At 60.4% G+C, this 16,614-nt stretch carries 14 protein-coding genes; 7 read left to right on the forward strand and 7 right to left on the reverse strand.

Annotated elements, in window-relative coordinates:
* Positions 1 to 33 precede the first annotated feature (33 nt).
* Complete coding sequence (locus J7447_RS10980) at positions 34 to 459, reverse strand: universal stress protein (protein WP_023000675.1); 426 nt, start codon at positions 457 to 459, stop codon at positions 34 to 36.
* A gap of 69 nt (positions 460 to 528) precedes the next feature.
* Complete coding sequence (locus J7447_RS10985; RefSeq protein WP_023000674.1) at positions 529 to 1,317, reverse strand: helix-turn-helix transcriptional regulator; 789 nt, start codon at positions 1,315 to 1,317, stop codon at positions 529 to 531.
* A gap of 306 nt (positions 1,318 to 1,623) precedes the next feature.
* On the opposite strand from J7447_RS10985, the gene J7447_RS10990 reads away from it, so the two are divergent.
* Positions 1,624 to 2,850 carry an MFS transporter gene (locus J7447_RS10990; RefSeq protein WP_209169608.1) on the forward strand — a complete coding sequence of 409 codons (1,227 nt, stop codon included), beginning with the start codon at positions 1,624 to 1,626 and terminating at the stop codon, positions 2,848 to 2,850.
* Positions 2,851 to 2,932: 82 nt separating this feature from the next.
* Here J7447_RS10990 and J7447_RS10995 read toward each other — a convergent pair whose 3' ends face one another.
* The 3 genes from J7447_RS10995 to J7447_RS11005 form a co-directional block, all read right to left on the reverse strand.
* Positions 2,933 to 3,253 carry a 2Fe-2S iron-sulfur cluster-binding protein gene (locus J7447_RS10995; RefSeq protein ID WP_023000672.1) on the reverse strand — a complete coding sequence of 107 codons (321 nt, stop codon included), beginning with the start codon at positions 3,251 to 3,253 and terminating at the stop codon, positions 2,933 to 2,935.
* A 127-nt stretch (positions 3,254 to 3,380) separates the two neighbouring features.
* On the reverse strand, positions 3,381 to 3,743 hold the full coding sequence (locus J7447_RS11000) for an Hpt domain-containing protein (RefSeq protein WP_209169609.1): 363 nt from the start codon (positions 3,741 to 3,743) through the stop codon (positions 3,381 to 3,383).
* Positions 3,744 to 3,993: 250 nt separating this feature from the next.
* A complete protein-coding gene (locus J7447_RS11005; RefSeq protein ID WP_209169610.1) occupies positions 3,994 to 4,308 on the reverse strand; it encodes a hypothetical protein in 315 nt (104 codons plus the stop codon).
* A 282-nt stretch (positions 4,309 to 4,590) separates the two neighbouring features.
* Between J7447_RS11005 and J7447_RS11010 the strand changes: the two genes are divergently transcribed.
* Positions 4,591 to 10,365, forward strand: coding sequence for an antitoxin (locus tag J7447_RS11010; protein ID WP_023000669.1), 5,775 nt, complete (start codon positions 4,591 to 4,593; stop codon positions 10,363 to 10,365).
* 393 nt (positions 10,366 to 10,758) lie between these two features.
* The gene (locus J7447_RS11015; RefSeq protein WP_209169611.1) at positions 10,759 to 11,037 is read left to right on the forward strand and encodes a GIY-YIG nuclease family protein; all 279 of its coding nucleotides are present in this window, start codon (positions 10,759 to 10,761) and stop codon (positions 11,035 to 11,037) included.
* 167 nt (positions 11,038 to 11,204) lie between these two features.
* Here the strand turns inward: J7447_RS11015 and J7447_RS11020 are convergent, their stop codons facing one another.
* Positions 11,205 to 11,738, reverse strand: a complete 534-nt coding sequence (locus J7447_RS11020) for a MarR family transcriptional regulator (protein WP_209169612.1) — start codon at positions 11,736 to 11,738, stop codon at positions 11,205 to 11,207.
* 164 nt (positions 11,739 to 11,902) lie between these two features.
* On the opposite strand from J7447_RS11020, the gene J7447_RS11025 reads away from it, so the two are divergent.
* Genes J7447_RS11025 through J7447_RS11035 form a run of 3 tightly spaced genes read left to right on the forward strand, consistent with a single transcriptional unit; the run spans position 11,903 to position 14,769 of the window.
* On the forward strand, positions 11,903 to 12,931 hold the full coding sequence (locus J7447_RS11025) for a TRAP transporter substrate-binding protein (protein ID WP_228148033.1): 1,029 nt from the start codon (positions 11,903 to 11,905) through the stop codon (positions 12,929 to 12,931).
* Positions 12,932 to 12,933: 2 nt separating this feature from the next.
* Positions 12,934 to 13,443 carry a TRAP transporter small permease gene (locus tag J7447_RS11030; protein ID WP_209169613.1) on the forward strand — a complete coding sequence of 170 codons (510 nt, stop codon included), beginning with the start codon at positions 12,934 to 12,936 and terminating at the stop codon, positions 13,441 to 13,443.
* A gap of 18 nt (positions 13,444 to 13,461) precedes the next feature.
* Positions 13,462 to 14,769 (forward strand): TRAP transporter large permease, encoded by a 1,308-nt coding sequence (locus J7447_RS11035; protein WP_055655294.1) that lies wholly within the window; start codon positions 13,462 to 13,464, stop codon positions 14,767 to 14,769.
* Between the two features lie 84 nt (positions 14,770 to 14,853).
* On the opposite strand, the gene J7447_RS11040 is transcribed toward J7447_RS11035, so the two are convergent.
* A complete protein-coding gene (locus tag J7447_RS11040; protein WP_209169614.1) occupies positions 14,854 to 15,603 on the reverse strand; it encodes an SDR family oxidoreductase in 750 nt (249 codons plus the stop codon).
* 95 nt (positions 15,604 to 15,698) lie between these two features.
* Here J7447_RS11040 and J7447_RS11045 point away from each other — a divergent pair, with 95 nt between their 5' ends.
* Positions 15,699 to 16,613: an AraC family transcriptional regulator gene (locus J7447_RS11045; protein WP_209169615.1), complete on the forward strand. Its 915-nt coding sequence runs from the start codon at positions 15,699 to 15,701 to the stop codon at positions 16,611 to 16,613.
* The last annotated feature ends 1 nt before the right edge of the window (position 16,614 follow it).

Below are 16,614 nucleotides of genomic sequence, written 5' to 3' on the forward strand. Positions count from 1 at the left end.
CGGCATCGAACGGCCTGATCGCTGCTTGTCGCTCTAGCTGCGCAGCACCATGACCGAGCACGGTGCATGGCGGACAATGTGGGCGGCATTCGAGCCGATGAAGTAGGTCGACAGGCCGGGCTTGTGCGATGTCATCAGCACCAGGTCACAATTCGCCTTTTCGGCTTCCTCGATCACTTCATGATACACCGACCCCATACGCACGGTCACATCGACAGTGCCTTCGGGAACGTCCAGATCAGATGCGATCTTGTCGAGGATTTTCGCGGTTTCCTCGAATTCCCGCTTTTGCCAGCCTTCCGGAAGCTGACTCGCCACGAAGCTTTGAACTTCCGGGCAAACCGCCATCAGGTGGATCTTGGAGCCATAGTCGCGGGCAAACTGCGAGGCTTTGGCAAGCGCCTCCGTGGCAAAGCCGCTTTCGGCCGGGTCAACGGGAACGAGGATTTTCTTGAACATGTCTTGTCTCCCCAAAAAATCAGGTCGACTTTTTGTGCGCCCGGAAGACATGCACCGCCATGACAAGGATCAATCGGCTTCGACGCCGTCAAAGTATCGGCCGGGTGTCACGCCGAAGGCCTTCTTGAAGGTCGACACGAAGGCACTCGGCCCCTCGTAACCGAGCTTGTGGGAGACGTCGGAAACGCTTCGCCCGGACGCCAGCAACTCCAGAGCCCGGAACAGTTTCACCTGGCGGCACCAGGTACGGTAGCTGAGCCCCGTCTCCGCTTTTATGCGCCGTTCGAAAGAACGCACGGAAGTCGCACACCGGTCCGCGGCCTCGCTGAGCGAGGGAATATGTGCCGGGCATCGGACGACGCCTTCGCACAGGTCGCGCAGCCGGGCATCCTGCGGCATCGGTAGCTGCAGGGGGGCAACCGGCAGCATCTTCAACTGATCCAGGATTACCGCGGCGATCCGTGCCGCCGGCCCCTTGTCCGTCTCGGAGCGCGGATAGGACATGAACTCGAGAATGAGTGCCCTGAGCAGGGTCGTCACCTGCATCACCTGCGGTGTTTGCGGCAGATCCCTCGTGTAATCATACTGGACATAGATGTAACGCAGCTCCGTGTCCGTCAGATACCGGGTCTGGTGGCTGACCCTTGGCGGCAACCACACCGCCCGCTCGGGTGGCACGAAATAGGTGCCCATCTCCGTGTCGATGGCAATCGATCCCCTGATCACATGGAAGAGCTGCGCTGCATCATGCGAATGCCAGCCATTGTTCCGGCCCTGCAACTGGGTCCGCGCGTATCCGATAATCGGTGCGGCGACAGCCTCTTTCGGAAACTCGGCAAGTTCGGGATGAATGCTCATGCGCCGGATCGTATACCTTCACCCCGATATTGCACAGAGGGCCAATAGCACCGGAGGACTCGGCAACGCAGCATAATCGCGGCAACTATGCCCAGGTCCTGCCGGCAAGGTGAAATGCTTTCCTTGCGCCAAGCCATGATTAACAAGGATCAATTCGCGTTTTTGCCGGATGCCTAGCGCTGCACCAGCCAGAATTTGGCGTGTCGGAAACATCTCATGACAAAACAGCGCTAACACGCAAACCGCAATTGGCGTTAGAAACGGCTCGCAACACTGCCGAACGTTTTCTTTTTCCACGGCCACACAATGTCTTACTTCACCCAGAATGCGCACCCGAACGAGGCGACCGGCTGGCGGTCTCCTGTGGTTCTCCTGATGATCATGGCAGGTGCCATGCAGCTCTCCTTTGCTGCCTGGTGGAACCTGATGAACAACTTCGCCGTCCAGGAGCTGGGTTTCACCGGCCGGGAGATCGGCATTCAGCAATCGATCCGGGAAATCCCGGGCTTCCTGAGCTTCCTTGCGGTCTATCTCTTGTTGATGATGCGCGAGCAGACGCTCGCCTATGTGTCGCTGCTGCTCCTGGGCGTCGGCGTTGCCGTCACAGGCTATTTTCCGACCGCGATCGGCTTTTATGTAACGACGCTGATCATGTCGATCGGCTTCCATTACTACGAGACGATGGCGCAGTCGCTGTCGCTGCAATGGCTGCCCAAAGCAACGGCCGCTGCAAGCATGGGCAAGATCCTGGCCGTTGGCGCCTTCGCCCAGTTGATCGCCTATGGTGTCATCTTCCTGGCGTGGAAGATGTTCGAGCTGTCCTTCACGGTGGTTTTCGCCATTGCCGGTGGCCTGACGCTGGTTGTTCTTGTTTTCCTGATCTTCGCCTATCCGCATTTCCGTGAAGGCGTGCCGCAGCACAAGAAGCTGATCCTGAGAAAACGCTACTGGCTCTATTATGCCCTCACCTTCATGGCTGGTGCGCGGCGGCAGATCTTTACGGTTTTCGCCGGCTTCCTGATGGTCGAACGCTTCGGCTATGACGTTCACGAAGTTGCGGGCCTGTTCCTCCTGAACGGCGCCTTCAACATGGTGCTGGCACCCAAGATCGGAAAACTGATTGTTCGCTTCGGCGAGCGCAAGGCGCTGGTTCTGGAGTATGTCGGCCTGGTCCTGGTGTTCATCTGCTATGCCTTCGTCACCAACGCGACACTGGCGGCCAGCCTTTATGTGATCGATCACGCTTTCTTCGCGATCGCCATCGCCATCAAGACCTACTTCCAGAAGATCGCCGACCCTGCCGACATCGCCCCCACCGCCGGTGTCGCCTTCACGATCAACCACATCGCCGCGGTGTTCATTCCGGTGATATTCGGCTTCATCTGGCTGGTGTCCCCGGCTGCGGTCTTCCTGGCCGGCGCTGCCATGGCCCTGGTCAGCCTTGTGCTGGCAACCCTGATCCCGAGCAATCCGGAAGAAGGCCATGAAGTCGACTTCTGGTACCGCAAGCCTTCTGCCCAACCAGCAGAGTAAACTCTGCACCTGGACAAACCAAAACGCCCGCCGGAGTGATCCGGCGGGCGTTTTGTTTGAAATCCTGTCTGAACTGACCTGATCAGGCCTGCCGCTCAGGCACATGCACCACAAGGCCGTCGAGATCGGACGTCACCTTGATCTGGCAGGACAGGCGCGAGGTCGGCTTCACGTCGTAGGCAAAGTCGAGCATGTCCTCTTCCATCGGCTCCGGAGATCCGGTCTTGCCGCTCCAGGCATCATCTACGTAAACGTGGCAGGTAGCGCAGGCGCAAGCACCGCCGCATTCCGCTTCGATACCCTGGACCATGTTCTTGATGGCGTTTTCCATCACCGTAGAGCCTTCAGCGGCGTCAACGTCGGTCCGGGTTCCATCGGCGGTAACAAATGTGATTTTCGGCATATGTCGCGTCCAAGCCTGAATTTGCGGGTCTTCGAAGCACGACATAAAGATTTACGGCAAAAGGTCAAGGACCGTGCCATTTCCACGCGGCAATCTGCCTCTCCCCGTCCTGTGCGGGGTTTGTCCTTCAACCTTCCAGAAGGTCCCGGATGTATCGGTTCGCCTCATCGACCGCCGAAATCAGGCCTTCTGTGGCCGTATCGGTGCTCGAGCGCATCTTGCCTTCCAGATTTTCGCAAACGATCGCGACCCGCTCCGCGCCGATGGCCCGGGCGGACCCTTTCAGGGTATGCACGAGGTCGAGGCGAACGGAATTGTCGGTTTCCTGTTTCAACCGCTCAAGCGTCGAGATGGACTGTGACTTGAACAGATGCAGGACCTGCACTTCTAGATCCCGGTTACCCAGCGTATTGGTTGCCAGTTGCACCAGATCGATCGGTGCCTCCGGACCGGCGCGTCCGGCGACGCGGGCCATGGAAGAAGGGGCCATAAGGGTGCTCCACATTACTCGATACCTGCCTGACGGCACCCCGCCGCAAGCTGTAGAGCCACAACAATGCGCCCCAAGCCCAAACACCCGGTTAAACCGGTTGCTCAAACCGTCCCTTTCGGCCCATGTCCCCAAAAAATTGATTTCATGGTTAATGCGTTTTAACGCAGGTTACGAAACAGGATTAAAAAAGTCCTTGCGTTTCCGCCGATTTCCTGAATCGCTAAAATTTTAATGATCTGATTCGCCGTTAACTTTTTTTGACTTTTTGACTTGCAGAAAGTGCTTCGATGGCGGCGGGCGTGAGCTTGCAGACCAGCCAGTCGGGCTTGATTGGGTTGGAAAACCAAGGCTCTGCCCAACCTGCATCGATACAGGCGCGGATTGTGCGCGCCGGAATTTCCCGGCCGTTGTCATCGAACAGAGGCAGCTTGCCCCCCGCCTGCCCGAGCCCTTTTTGCAACCACCGCCTTTGCGCAGCCGTCAACTTTCCCGCTTTGAGAGTAACTTCCAGAACCGTATTTTCAGCATCTGCCGATGCGTCAACCTGCTTTGAATCCGGCATCCAATCCGCCCCCTAAGTGACTCACGCTATTGCCGTTTCTTGTTCGTTAGGAGAGATTGTGCCATTACAGTTACTGATGCGGCAAGGTGGGGAGTGTACCGTCGAACGGAAAGTTCACGGTCGGTCAGCGGCGGCCCTCTCGCACGAACAGGTTTTGCGGCGTTGCCACAGCTGGGCAACGCTCGCAACGAGGACGCATCCGGTAGATAACTGTAAGGAGCTGCGCCAGCGGCTCTGCACGATTACCGGTGTGTAATGAGTACGGATGTGAGGCGACCCTAAATGGCAAATCCGACAAAGGCGAAAGATCCGGCAGAAGCGGCTCTCTCAGCAGTTGAAGAAGCCCTGAAACTTGATTTCGGCGGCCCGGATACCACAGAAACAACCTCCGCGGCAGAGGCTAGCCCTGCCCAGGCGGAACCGGCACGCCGGTCCCAGGGGGAAACGCGAGGCCAGTCCCAGCGCGAAGAGCAGCGTCAGTCAAGACGCCGTGGCCGCGGCGGACGCCCGCCGGCAGCCAACGACGATCGCCGGAACATCGGCAACCTGATCTACTCCTTGCAGCGCCGTCCGTCTTCAGCGCCATTCTGGGGCGCCCTCGCCCTCAGCGCCCTTTGGGCCGCGCTTGGCAGCAGCCTCTTCATGACAGCGTTCCCCGACAAGGTCGGATCGCTGACCGATCCCCAGACGCTGCTCAGCTCTCCTGAAATGATCCTGGCCGTCGTCGGCATTGTCGTTCCGATCATTTTCTTCTTCGTCATGGCCATGATGATCTGGCGCGCGCAGGAAATGCGCATTGTCGCCCGTGGCATGACCGAAGTGGCCCTGCGTCTTGCCGAACCGGAAGACATGGCCAAGGAAAGCATCCTCAGCGTTGGCCAGGCCATCCGCCGCGAAGTCGCCGCCATGGGCGACGGAATCGAACGCGCGATCGCGCGCGCCAGCGAGCTGGAAGTCCTTGTCCATAATGAAGTGTCTTCGCTGGAACGCTCCTATAATGACAACGAACTGAAGATCCGCGCCCTGATCGACGAACTGATCAGCCAGCGCGAGTCCATTGTCATGAACGCCGAGCGCGTGCGCGAAACCATCGCCGGTGCCCATGAGAGCTTCGCCTCACAGCTCTCCAGCACCTCCGGTGAACTCGGCAGCACCGTGGACCATGCAACCCAGCGCATGATCGATGCGGTCAACAGCCGTGTTGAAGAACTCACATCCACCGTCGACAGCCGCATCGAGTCTCTCGGTGCAACGCTGAACGCCTCCGGCAATGAACTGGTCGACAGCCTCACGGTCCGCGCGGAAGACTATGTCGCCCGCCTCTCGTCTACCGGCAACGACCTGGTCGACAGCCTGGCGGAAACCGGTTCCACCATGTGGGAAACGCTCACGGCACGTGGCAACGAGGTCAACGAACGCTTCGCGGACACCGCGAACACCTTCGTGGAAACCCTGTCCGCTCGCAGCACGACGATCAACGAGACCCTGGCAACCTCCAGTAACTCGGTGATCAACACCTTGAGCGAAAAGGCGGACGAGTTCCGGCTCACCCTGGAAACGACCGGCAACAACGTTGGCGAAGTGATCACGGCGCGCGGCGAGGAAATCAACGCCAACCTGTCGCTCACCTCCGGCCGTCTCATCGACACCATCACCTCGCGCACCGAGGAACTGGTGGCAACCGTCGACAACCGCGTCACCACGCTGGACGAGTCCCTTGCCGAAACCGGCAACCGTGTGGTCGAGAGCATTTCCGAAAAAGGCCAGGCAGTTACCGACACCATCTCGATCCGAGGTGCGGAAATCGTCGAGACCCTGTCCAGCCGGTCTACGGAAGTTGCGGAAATCCTGCGTGGCACCGGTGAGAGCATCGTGGTCGATCTGTCGCTGCGCGGCGGTGAAATCGCCTCCAAGCTCGACGAAACCGCAGGGTCCCTCACCCAGACCATCTCCGTTCGCGGTGGTGAGCTGGCCGAGAAACTCGACAACATTTCCGAACGTATCTACACCGCCATCTCCATCAACGGCAGCGAACTGGACGAACGTCTGGCTGCCCGCAGCAACGAGATGGCCACCATCCTGGAACAGCAGACCATTGGCTTCCGGGAGACCCTGGAAAGCGTCTCCGGCGAATTCTCTGCGAGCCTCGGCGACCAGACCGGTGCACTTACCCAGAAACTGGCGGAAACCGGAACCCAGCTTGCCGAACTCATCGGCAGCCGCGGCGATCGCGTAGCCGGCGACATCAACCAGATCAGCGGAAAGATTGCCGAAACTCTGGAAGTACGTGGCCAGGCACTGCAGGACGGCCTGTCGAGCCGCCTCACCGAGCTGGAAACCATCGTCACCGATCGCGGCGGCCAGTTGATCGACGCTTTCGACACCAAGACCCTGCTGTTGTCCGAAGCGCTGGATTCACGCCTGTCCACGCTGGACACGACGTTCGCCACCCGTATCGACTCCATGGACGCCTCTCTGGGCGATCGCATCGCGACAATGGATGCATCGCTCGACCAGCGCTATTCGGCAATCGATGCAACCCTGACCGACCGTATCGCGGCCATGGATGCGACCCTCGAGCAGCGTTACACCGCCATCGACACGACCCTGACCGATCGTATCGCCACCATGGATGCGACCCTCGAACAGCGTTACACCGCCATCGACACGACCTTGACCGACCGTATCGCCACCATGGACAGCTCTCTGGAGCACCGCTTCACCACCATGGATGCGGGCCTTGGCGAGCGGATCGGCACCATGGATGCTTCGCTGGAACAGCGCTACGCCCTGATGGACGCCACCCTCACCGATCGCATCAGCACGCTGGACAATTCGCTTGAGCATCGCCTCTCGTCGATGGACAGCTCGCTCAGCGAGCGGATCTCCACGATGGACTCCTCTCTCGGCAGCCACATCAACACCCTGGACCTGACGCTCGATCAGCGGACCGCGGCCTTCGAGGCAACCCTGGAAGCCCGTACGCAGATCCTGTCCGATGCCATCGAGAACCGCACCACCGGCATCAGCGATGCGCTGGAGGAAAAGACCCGCAACATCACCGATGTACTTGCGGACCGTTCCGACGCCATCACGCTGCAGCTTGGTCAGCGCATCGAAGCGGCCGGCAACACCCTTGCCGAGCGCGCCGAGGAAATCGGCCAGTCCCTGTCGCAGCGCGTTGATACAGCAACGTCTGCAATGGCTGACAAGGCCGAGCTGATCTCCGCCTCCATGACCAGCGGTACCGACCGGATCGACGAGACCCTCGATGCGCGTGCCCGCCAGATCTCCGAAACCCTGATTTCCCGCACAAAGGAAATCGCCAAGGCCTTTGTCGACGGTCAGGACGAGATGACCTCTGCCCTCGACAACCGTCTGGCGGAAGCCGGCAGCGTGCTGGGCAAGCAGAGCGAGCAGCTGACGGAATCCCTGTCCGAGCGGATCGCCGAGATCAACGTCTCCCTGGGTGCCAAGGTGTTCGAGGTTGCCGAAACCCTCGACAGCCGCGCCACCCAGCTGGAAACGCTGCTGAACGAGCGTCTGGAAAGCATTTCCGGCACCCTCACCGGCGAGAGCGAGCGTGCCCGTGACATTCTCACGGCCGTTATCTCCGAAGCCGGAGCAACGCTCTCCACCGAAAGCACGCGTCTACGTGATGTGGTTCAGGAAGCGGTCACCGCCGCTGTCCAGACCCTCTCCGACGAACGCAATCGTACGGTCGAAATCGTCGACAGTGCTCTCAGCCAGGCGACGGAGAAGCTCTCCGGTGAAGGCGATCGCATGCGCCAGATCGTCCTGGGCTCCGTCGGCGAAGCTCGCGGCGTCCTGGTTGGCGAAAGCCAGAAGGCAGCCGATGCGGTTACCTCTGCAATGAGCCAGGCTACCGGCGCAATGTCCGGTGAAAGCGGCAAGATCCGCGAGCTGGTGCTCAGCGCGGTTGGCGATGCCGCCCGCGCCATGGCTGCCGAAAGCGAAAAGGCCCGTACACTCTACGCTGGCACCCTGGCCGAGTTCTCCGGGTCTCTGACCGGCGAAAGCGACAAGGTCCGCAACGAACTGTCCGGCCTGATTGCCGAAATCTCCGGCAACCTGTCCGCCGAAAGCGAGCAGGCCCGCATGACACTGGCGAAAACGCTGGAGGAAATCCGCGGCCAGATGTCGAGCGAAGCCGGTATGGTTCGTGCCCGCGTCAACAGCGCCGTTACCGAAGCAGCAGATCTTCTGGTCGGCCGCGGCAACGAGGTCGCCAACGAACTGCTCGACAAGGCAACGGCGCTCAACGAAGCCTTCGGTGCCCGTTCCGGCGAGCTGGCGAAGATCGTCGGCACCGACGGCAACGAACTCATCAGCGCCATCGAACTGCGTGCCAACGACCTTACCGGACGCCTGTCCGAGGTCCACACGGCGATCCTGGAAGCCATCACGGTCAAGGGCCGCGATGTCACCGACACATTCGCCCATACCGGCCTCGACGCGACCCGCTCGCTGGTGGAAGCCGGCGACCGTATCGTCGCCAGCATCAACGAGCGCAGCGAACAGGCAACCACCCTGCTCACCGACACCAAGCGTCGGCTGGAAGCGGACGTTACCGAGATCCTCAACAAGATCGAGACGTCCAACAGCAACCTGCAGGGCATCGTCGCGACTGCGGGCGAGAACCTCAACGAGGTGGAGGGCAACCTGGCCCGCCGCGCCGGCGAGTTCCGCTCTGCCGTCGACCGGGCGGTTTCGGAAACCAACTCCACCACGGCCCTCATCACCGAACAGGTTGCAAACCTGCGCGATGTGACGGACACCACGCTGGCGGACATCAAGAACCTCACCGGCCGCTTCGGCGACCAGTCGGAGGAACTGACCAAGGCAGCCCGTCACCTGGAAGACACCAACCGCTCCGTCGAGAGCCGTGTCTCCGAGCGCCGGACCGCAATCGAGGACGTTGCGGACACGCTTCTGGCGAAGACCGAAGCCGTCGACACGCTCATGCGCTCCTTCACCAAGACCCTGTCCGAAACGCTGGAAACGGCAGACGACAAGGCACGCGATGCAGCCAACATGCTGTCCGCGGCGGCTGAAGCAGCGTCCAAGCAAGTGTCCGAGCAGTTCGAATCCATGCGCCTCACGGCAGGCATGGAAGGCCAGAAGGCCCGCGAAGCTATCCGCTCCGCACAGGACGACATCATCGCCGAGATGACCCGCACCGTTACCGAAGCGTCCGATCGCTTCAACGATGCGGCCGCCCGGATGCGCGATGTTGCCCGCGACGTTCACCGCGAGCTGGAAGCAACCCGTAGCGAACTGAAACAGGGTGTCCTGAACCTGCCGGAAGAAGCGGAAGAATCTTCCGCAGCGCTGCGCAAGGTGGTCAACGAGCAGATCCGCGCTCTGACGGAACTCTCCGAGATTGTCGCCAAGCAGTCCAACGCGCTCGACATCTCCCGGCCGCAGGCTCAGGCAGCAGTGGCAAGCGCCGCTCCTGCTCCTGCCCCGCAGCAGCAGGCTCCGGTGAACTATGCTCCGGCAGCCCCTGCCCGTCAGCAGAGCGCCCCGGCAAGCGAACCGCGTCCGGCACCGGTCACCACTCGCCGGCAGCAGCCGGCCCCTGCCGAAACCACCAGTTCCGGTGGCAAGGGCTGGGTTGCCGACCTGCTGCGCCGCGCCTCGCGCGACGACGATGCCGGTTCGGACACGGACATGAGCCGCACGCCGCTGCACACGGTTGAAAGCCTCAACTCGCTGTCGGTCGACATTGCCCGCGCCATCGATCACGAAACCTTCGTCGATCTGTGGAACCGCTACCGCAATGGCGAACGCCACGTGTTCACCCGCCGCCTCTACACGCTGCAGGGTCAGCAGACCTTCGACGAAATCCGTCAGAAGTACTCTCGCGATCCGGAGTTCCGCACTGCTGTCGAACGGTATGTGGCAGACTTCGAGCAGCTCCTGGCCCAGGTATCGCGCAACGACCGCGACAACATGCTCGGCCAGACGTACCTGACGTCGGACACCGGCAAGGTCTACACCATGCTGGCCCACGCCAGCGGCCGGCTCGACTAAGAGACGGACAGTCAGACACGAAAAAGGCGGCCACTGGCCGCCTTTTTTATTTGCAGGGGCAAAAAACGGCCGCCGACTTCATCGCTGTACGCAAGCAACCCGTTCAAGGCCAATTACCTGCATGAGCTCAAAACGGCATCAATATCCTCCCAAGCGAAGCGGAGCGTCGGGGGACACCCGCATTTCCGCTTGGATGGGACTGCGGGCATTCCAAAGTAACGCCCGCACCGACCCACCAACGCTCTGCAAACGAGTAGGCCCCGGGTCTCACTTCGTTCGCCCGGGGTGACGCCCTGCCTAGATTGATCCAGGGACGCAAAGCGACCGACGCCGCTTGACTTGAAGATGCAAAACGATTGTACCGTCAAATGCAATTCACTTCAGAGGTGAAGCTTGACCTATAACGTTTACATCCTGGCAAGCCGGATGAACGGCACGCTCTACATCGGGGTGACAAACGATCTTGCCCGGCGCGTTGAGGAGCATCGCGGTGGGGCAGGCGGCGATTTCACCCGCAAGCACGGCATCGGCAATTTGGTATTTGCAGAAGCGTTCGACGATGTGAGCGAAGCCATCGCCATGGAGAAACGCCTCAAGAAATGGCGCAGATCCTGGAAAGTTCAACTAATCGAGAAGTCCAATCCCGAGTGGCATGATTTAATGGCACCCTAACCCCGGTGTCACCCCAGGCGAACAGCGCGAGACCCGGGGCCTACTCGTTTGCAGAGCGTATGAGAGCTGGATGAGGCGATGCCTCTTTCAAGTCGGACGCAAGATCCGGCACGCAATGCCGTCTTAGGGCATCGCCCGGCCGCGGGAAGTCGAATGACCACCGCCTCTCAATCGCTCACCCCGTCCAGCTCGTCCGAGAGGTTTTCCCGGATCCGCCGGGTAACCGCAAGAAAACCCTCGATTTCCGCAGGTGAGAGGCCGCTGAGCATTTTCTGTTCGACGGCTTTCAGCTTGGGAGCAAGATCCTCGAAAGCCGCGCGTCCATCCTCTGAAAGCTGCAAAAGAAAACTGCGGCCGTCGGCCTCGTTGCTTTCGCGGGTCAGAAAGCCACGCTCCTCCATACGTTTCACGGCCCGGCTCACGACCACCTTGTCCATGCTGGAGCGGGCAACGATCTCGCTTGCCTGCAGTCCGCCAGAGGCCGAGCCAAGAATGGCCATGGTGCGCCATTCGGCGGGCATCATGCCGTAATCGCGCTGGTAAATCGCTGAAAGAGCCCGTGTGACGTCGGAATAAAAGACACGCACCCGGTAGGGAAAAAATGTTTCCAGCTCGAAGTCGGGCAATGGCATCTCCGGCGTTTCGCTCGCAATCCCAATGGCTTCTTGGGTCTCGGTCTCCGGATCGGTCAGCTTGGTCATCGGCGCTCAACAGTATTGGTTAGGTCGTCTGCACGATTTTACGATTGACTTGGTTTCATGTGTAACTATTTTGTTGCATATGTAACTATGTTTGGCATCACGTTTCAAGTCCGGGATCATACCGGCAAGAACGGCCTTCATGAAATGAAGGGGAGGAGAAAATCGTGAAACAGTTGAAGTGTCTTTCCATTCTCGCAGGTGTGGCAGCGTCCGCATTGACCGGTTTCATCGCCAGCGCATCCGCCGACGAACTGGTTCTGTCGTCCTGGCTGCCGCCGAAACACCCACTCGTTACCGACGTGATGGAACCCTGGGCAGCAGAAGTTGCCAAGGCTACCGATGGCCGCGTAACCGTGCGCATTCTACCCAAGCCGGTCGGCTCGCCGCCCGAGCATTTCGACCTTGCCGCCGAAGGCATCGTCGACATCACCTACGGCCTGCACTCCTTCACGCGCGACGACCGTTTCCTGCGGTCGCGCATTGGCCAGTTCTCCTTCATCGCAAACACCGCAACCGAAGGCTCCAAGGCCTATTGGGACGTCTATGGCGGTACGCTCGACGCGCAAGGCGAACACAAGGGCACCAAGCTGCTCGGCCTTTGGGTGCACGGCCCCGGCATGTTCCACAACAACCAGCGCAAGATCGAAAAGCCTGAAGATTTTGCCGGTCTGAAGATCCGCACTCCGGGCGGTTATGTTGCGGACCTGTCTCAGGAACTTGACATCATCACCCAGTTCATGGGCCCGGGCGAAGTCTACGAGAAGCTGTCCCGCGGTGTCATCGATGGTGTCACCTTCCCCATGGAAGCGTTGCAGGCCTTCAATCTGACCGACTACACCAAATACTCCATGAGCCTGCCGGGCGGCTTCTACAACACCTCCTGGTTCATGGTCATGAATGAAGATGTCTGGGACGGCCTTTCGGAAGAAGACCAAGCGGCCATCGACAAGATTTCCGGTGAAGCCCTTGCCGAAATGGCCGGCGGCGTCTGGGATGGCGCGGATGCCCGTGCGGCTTCCTACATTGCCGACAAGGACATTGAGGTCTACGACGCACCGGCCCCGGTTCTGGAGGCGGTCAAGGAACTTGCAGCCAAGCATGAAGCCACCTGGGCGGCTGCCGTTGCCGAAACCGGCTTTGACGGCACCGCCGCTCTGGCCGAGTTCCGCGACAAGACCGGCATCAAGCACTAAGCATGTCTGCCGAATCCAACGGCCAGGCCCCTCGCCGGATCGATACGATCCGGCGAGGGGCCGGTTTCCTGCTCGGGCTGGCCTGCTTATGTGTTCTGGCTGCCCTGATCGGGCTAACCTGTGTCGACGTCGTCGCACGCTATGCCTTCAACAGCCCCGTGAACGGTGCCTATGAGCTGACGGAGCTGCTGCTGGCCACACTGATCTTCCTGGCCCTGCCACTGACGACCGCTGCCGGCGAACATATCGAGGTGGAGCTGCTCGACGGGCTCAAGAGCGCCCTTCTCAAACGGCTCGGCACATTGGTTGCCGCTGTTTGCACGGTCGGTGTCCTGGCCCTGATCGCGTTCAAGTTGTTCGAGCATGCCGAGAAGATGGACAGTCGCGGACAGGTGACGGATTCCCTTCAGATCCCGCTCTCGCTGATCGGTTGGCTGGGAGCTGCCTCCTTTGCGCTCTCCGCCATCGCCGCCATAGTCTTCGCGGCCAGGCGATTCCGCGAAAAAGCTTGATACCAGTGAGTATTGAATATGCTTGAAGCTCTGATCGGTTTCGTTGCGCTCTTCGCGCTCGTGCTGCTGCGCGTGCCCATTGCAATTGCAATGATCATTGTCGGCACTGCCGGGTTCGCGGCCCTGCGCAACTGGAATGCCGCGCTGAACCTGCTCGGAAATGCGGCCTTCGAAACCGGCCTTTCGTTCACCCTTTCGGTGATCCCGTTGTTCATTCTGATGGGCAACCTCCTGACCATTTCCGGTGTCAGCCAGTCCCTGTTCTCGACCGCTCACCACATGCTTCACCGCATGCGTGGTGGCCTTGCCATGGCGGCCATTGTCGCCTGTGGCGGCTTTTCGGCAGTTTGCGGCTCGTCTCTGGCAACGGCTGCCACCATGTCCAAGGTGGCCATGCCTTCCATGCGCAAGGCAGGCTATGCCGACAGTCTGGCAACCGGCTCCATCGCTGCCGGTGGCACGCTTGGCATCCTGATCCCGCCTTCTGTCATCCTGATCATATACGGCCTGCTGACCGAGGCCGACATCGGCAAGTTGTTCATTGCCGGCATCATCCCGGGCCTGCTGGGCGTATTGTTCTATCTCGGCGCCATTTACGTCACGGTTCTGCTGAAACCCGAGCTTGCGCCAACCGCGTCCGAAGACATGAAGCTCGAAAAGCGTGACGTCTGGGGTGTTCTGGCAGTTGTCGGGCTATTTGCCGTGATCATGATCGGCATCTACGGCGGCTTCTTCACGCCGACAGAAGCAGCCGGCATCGGTGCTGCCGCCGCCTTCGTGATCGCGCTCGTGTCCGGTGGTCTGACGTTTGAAAAGCTCTACACCGCCGCGCTCAACTGCGCGCGTACCACGGCGATGATCTTCGCGATCATCATCGGCGCGGAAGTCTTTTCCAACTTCATCAGCTATGCCGGTGTGCCTGACGCATTGTTGACCTTCGTTCAGTCGCTCGACGTCAACGCCTATGTCGTCATTCTGGTTCTGGTACTGATCTACGTGGTGCTGGGGGCGGTGCTGGAAAGCCTGTCGATGATCCTGCTGACGGTCCCGGTCTTCTTCCCGCTGGTCAGTTCGCTCGATTTTGGTGGCGGTTTGCTGGCAGATCCGGAGATGGTGCTGATCTGGTTCGGCATCATCGTGGTGGTGGTCACCGAAATCAGCCTCATCTCGCCGCCGATAGGCCTCAACGTCTTCGTGCTTCGCTCTGTGTTGACGGACGTACCGTTGAGGACGATGTTCGCCGGCATTCTGCCGTTCTGGCTGGCCGACATCCTGCGACTGGCGCTGTTGATTGCTGTGCCGCTGCTGTCACTGGCGCTCATCTGAGGCTTTACCGGCCGGTGCATGGCCAGGAAAACCGAACTCCAAAGAATTGCCGGACGGTGGCCACACCGCCCGGCATACCTTTCATCAGGCCGCCAGCGCTTCCGCGTCGCTGCCGGCAGGAAGGTGGGCAGGACACGACGGATCGGTTACCGCCTGCCAGATGGCTTTGACCACATCTTCCGACCGGGTCGGTTCCTTGTCGGCATCTGCCATGAAGGCTCCCATCACTTCCTCGACAAAGGGCTTGTAGGCCGCAGGCGCCTCCATCGCGTCCGCCATCAACGCTCGTGCATTCGTGCCAAAGCTGGTCGAAGGTGCGCGGCCCGGCAAAACCAGCTGGACGCGGATACCAAGCGGCGCAAGCTCCAGAGCCAGGCAATCGGTATAGGCATTCACGGCCGCCTTGCTGGCGGTATAGACCGGTAGTAGCGGCAAGGACTTCAGCGTGACACTGGACGACACGTTGACGATAACGCCCTCGCCCTTCTCCCGCATCTGCGGCAGCACCGCGCGGATCATCTCGAAAGTCCCGAAGGTGTTGGTGTCGAATATCCTGCGCACCACGTCTTCCGACGTTGCCTCGAAGGGCGACAACCAGCCAACACCAGCATTGTTGACCAGCACGTCAACCGGACCGGCGGCAGCCACGGCCTCGGCAATGCTGGTGTGATCTGTCACGTCCAGCGGCAGTATGCGCAAATGTTCGGAGGCCGGCAGCAAGGTGGCGTCGGGTTTGCGCATGGTCGCAACCACCCGCCAGCCCTCGTTCAGAAAATACCGCGCCGTTTCCAGCCCGAAGCCGGAGGAACATCCAGTAATCATGATGGTCTTCATGACAAAGTCTCCTGTTGTTGGATGCTCCCCATATCGACACGACGGACAAAACTTTCTATCATGAGAAGTCTCAGTCTTTTTATCGAAAGTCCGAAATGGCAGATCCCCTGTCTGAAGTGATCACACTTCTGCGGCCCAGAGCCCCCTTCTCGAAAATCGGGGAAGCCTCCGGCCCCTTCCGGGTGCGACGGGACGATGTCAACGAAGCGTTCTATTGCCTGGTGCTGATGGGGCGGCTCAACCTGGAAGTGGACGGAAGAGCACCGGTGATATTGTCAGCGGGCGATTTTGCGCTGCTGCCCGCCGTTGGCGGGCTGACTGTCACCAGTCTCGATCCGCCACCACCTCCAGGCTATTTCAGCCAGCCTGTTTACGGGGAAGATGGTGTTGTGCGCGTCGGCATGCTGGACCCGCGTGAAACCCCGCCCCAGGTTCAGCAGTTGGTTGGCCATTGCAGCTTCGGAAGCCCGGATGCCGAACTGCTGGTCTCTCTTCTGCCGGAGATGGTGGTTGTGCGCGGCGAAGATCGTCTGGCGTCGCTGGCAGCCCTGGTACGCGACGAGGCACGGGCCGATCGCCCTGCAAGGGATGTGGTGCTGGAAAACCTTCTGCAGGTCCTCCTGATCGAGGCTTTCCGTTCAAGCGTCCAATCCACCGCTTCCACCGGGCTTCTCAGCGGCCTTGCGGATGCTCGGGTGGCCCCTGCCCTGCGTGCCATGCACGGCGCGCCGCAACAGGCCTGGTCGATCCGGGCGCTGGCCGGCGAGGCTGGCCTCTCCCGCTCCGCGTTCTTTACCCGTTTCAACCGCATTGTCGGCCTGCCGCCAATGAGTTACCTGCTCAACTGGCGCATGACGCTAGCCAAGCACATGCTGCGCTCAGGCCTCCACAGCATCGGCGAGATTTCCAGCCGCACCGGCTATGGCTCCACCAGCGCCTTCAGCACAGCCTTTACCCGGCACGTTGGCTGCCCGCCCGTCAGATACGGCAAGGCAGGTGCAACGACCTGAA

Source organism: Labrenzia sp. R5_0, from assembly GCF_017743835.1.
GTDB lineage: Bacteria > Pseudomonadota > Alphaproteobacteria > Rhizobiales > Stappiaceae > Roseibium > Roseibium algicola.